Here is a 2,849-nt window from a genome sequence, read left to right on the forward strand (position 1 = left end):
ACCCCGGCGCGCACCTCCCCCCGATCGATCGCATCGTTGAGCCTGGTGTGCACCGCACCGAAGACGTCGCTGAAGCGGGCCATCACCCGACCGCTGAGTTCGGCGTCGGCCGACATCTCGGCGAGCAGCCCCGGCAGCGCCGCACGGACGACGGGGCTGGTGAAGACGTCATGCGTCGCCTCGACCATGGCGCGCAGATCGGCGGCGATGTCGCCCGGCGCGGCCTGTATCGCCGTGGGCGTCGACGGGAACGCGGCCTCGTGCACAAGCTCGGCTTTGCTCGACCATCGGCGGTACAGCGCGGTCTTGGTGGTCCCGGCACGCTCGGCGACCGCCGCCATCGTGACATTCGAATATCCGATTTCCACAAGCAGATCCGCGGTGGCACGCAATATGGCAGCGTCGATGCGCGGGTCCCGCGGGCGCCCGGCAGCCGGGGTCTTGTCATCCGGCAATGGCTCTGCTTTCATAACGCTACTCACGGTAGCGTAACTGTGAGCGGGAAGGACGTGTTCGTGACGAATGAACCAGCCGTCGAGGAGGTCGGTCGCCTTCAGCGGTCCAGCCGCGACATGACCAATGTGCCGGCTGCTCTGTCCCAATGGCTGTCCACGATCCTGGGCGACAGCACACCCGAGATCACTGTGGAGAGCGGCGTCGACTCCAACGGCATGTCCTCGGAGACGATCATGCTCCGCGGCAGGTGGATGCAGGCGGGACGCCTGATCGAACAGAAGTGGGTGGCTCGGGTCGCGCCCACCGAGACCGATGTGCCGGTCTTCGAGCACTACCGCCTCGACCACCAGCACGAGGTGATCCGCCTGGTCGGCGAACTGACCGACGTCGCGGTGCCGCGGGTTCGGTGGCTCGAGACCAGCGGCGATGTGCTCGGGCGGCCCTTCTTCCTGATGGATCGTGTCGACGGGTCCGTCCCGCCCGACGTGATGCCCTACACCTTCGGCGACAACTGGCTCTACGACGCACCTGTCGAGCACCAGCAGAAACTCCAGAACAGCACCGTCGAGGTGCTGGCCAAGCTGCACTCGATTCCCGATGCACAGAAGACCTTCGGGTTCCTCCAGGACGTCGACCCCCCGGGGGACACGGCGCTGCACCGCCACTTCGGCTGGCTGAAGAGCTGGTATGAGTTCAGCGTCCCCGACATCGGCCGCTCACCGCTGGTCGAGCGGGCGTTGGCCTGGCTGGAGGAGCGCTTCCCCGACGACGTGGCCGCGGCGGAACCCGTTCTGGTGTGGGGCGACGCCCGCATCGGCAATGTCATCTACCGCGATTTCACGCCGGTCGCCGTGCTGGACTGGGAGATGGCCACCGTCGGACCGCGGGAGTTCGACCTTGCGTGGATCGGGTTCGCGCACATGGTGTTCCAGGAATTGACGAAGCTCGCGGGATTGCCGGGCATGCCCGACTTCCTGCGCGAGGACGATGTGCGGGCCACCTATCAAGAGCTCACGGGTGTCGAGGTGGCCGATCTCGACTGGTTCTATGTCTACTCGGGTGTCATCTGGTGCTGTGTGTTCATGCGCACCGGAGCCCGCCGCGTGCGCTTTGGCGAGATGGAGAAACCCGACGACGTCGAAACGCTCTTCTACCACGCATCACTGCTGAAAAGACTGATCGGAGAGGCGAACTGATGCTCGGACCGATGGACGAGTTCCCGATTCACCAGGTGCCGCAGCCCATTGCGTGGCCCGGATCCTCGGACCGCAATTTCTACGACCGGTCCTACTACAACGCCCATGACCGCACCGGCGACATCTTCGTCATCACCGGCATCGGCTACTACCCGAACCTCGGCGTGAAAGACGCGTTCCTGCTCGTCCGGCGCGGGGATACCCAGACCGCGGTCCACCTGTCGGGGGCCATCGACCAGGACCGGCTCAACCAGAACGTCGGCGGCTATCGCATCGAGGTGGCCGAACCGCTGCACAAACTGCGGATCGTGCTCGACGAAACCGAGGGAATCGCTGCCGATCTCACGTTCGAGGGACTCTTCGACGTCGTCCAGGAACAGCGGCATGTGCTGCGGGCGGGCAATCGGGTCACTCTCGACGCCCAGCGCTTCGCACAGGTCGGTTCGTGGAGTGGGACGCTGTCCATCGACGGCGAGGACGTCGACGTCAACCCGTCGCGGTGGATCGGCACCCGCGACAGATCTTGGGGCATCCGGCCGATCGGTGAAGCCGAACCCGCGGGGCGGCCTGCGGACCCACCGTTCGAGGGCATGTGGTGGCTGTACGTACCGATGGCGTTCGACGACTTCGGCATCGTCATCATCATCCAGGAGGATCCGTCGGGCTTCCGGTCGCTCAACGACTGCACACGGATCTGGAAGGACGGCCGCGTCGAGCAGTTGGGGTGGCCGCGGGTCAAGATCCACTACCGGTCCGGCACCCGCATCCCCACCGGTGCGACGATCGACGCCACCGCATCCGATGGCAGCGCCCTGCGTTTTGACGTCGAGTCCAAGCTGGCGGTGCCGATTCACGTCGGCGGCGGCTACGGCGGGGACTCCGACTGGATCCATGGCGTGTGGAAGGGCGACGGCTTCACCGAACGCCTGACCTACGACATGACCGATCCGGCCATCATCGGGCGGGCAGGCTTCGGCGTGATCGACCACGTCGGCCGCACAGTGTGCCGCGACGCCGACGGGACCGAGTGCGAGGGCTGGGGACTCTTCGAGCACGGTGCGCTGGGCCGACACGACCCGTCGGGCTTCGCCGACTGGCTCACCGTCGCCCCCTGACGCCGTCCGCCCCACCCCGCCGGAATTGCGTTCCAGCAGGGACCGTCTCGCATTCTCGCTGCTGGTATGCACTTGCGGCGTG

General features: G+C 66.2%; 3 protein-coding genes. 2 read left to right on the top strand and 1 reads right to left on the bottom strand.

Going from position 1 to position 2,849, the window contains the following annotated elements:
- A partial coding sequence (locus WA965_RS03420; protein ID WP_526447067.1) for a TetR family transcriptional regulator occupies positions 1 to 470 on the bottom strand: 470 nt, incomplete at its 3' end.
- 45 nt (positions 471 to 515) lie between these two features.
- Between WA965_RS03420 and WA965_RS03425 the strand changes: the two genes are divergently transcribed.
- On the top strand, positions 516 to 1,652 hold the full coding sequence (locus WA965_RS03425) for a phosphotransferase family protein (protein WP_526300670.1): 1,137 nt from the start codon (positions 516 to 518) through the stop codon (positions 1,650 to 1,652).
- Positions 1,652 to 2,767 carry an Rv3169 family protein gene (locus WA965_RS03430; RefSeq protein ID WP_526300668.1) on the top strand — a complete coding sequence of 372 codons (1,116 nt, stop codon included), beginning with the start codon at positions 1,652 to 1,654 and terminating at the stop codon, positions 2,765 to 2,767. Before WA965_RS03425 ends, WA965_RS03430 begins: the two co-directional genes overlap by 1 nt.
- Positions 2,768 to 2,849: the final 82 nt, after the last annotated feature.

It is taken from the genome of Mycobacterium sp., assembly GCF_049683935.1.
Classification (GTDB): Bacteria; Actinomycetota; Actinomycetes; order Mycobacteriales; family Mycobacteriaceae; genus Mycobacterium.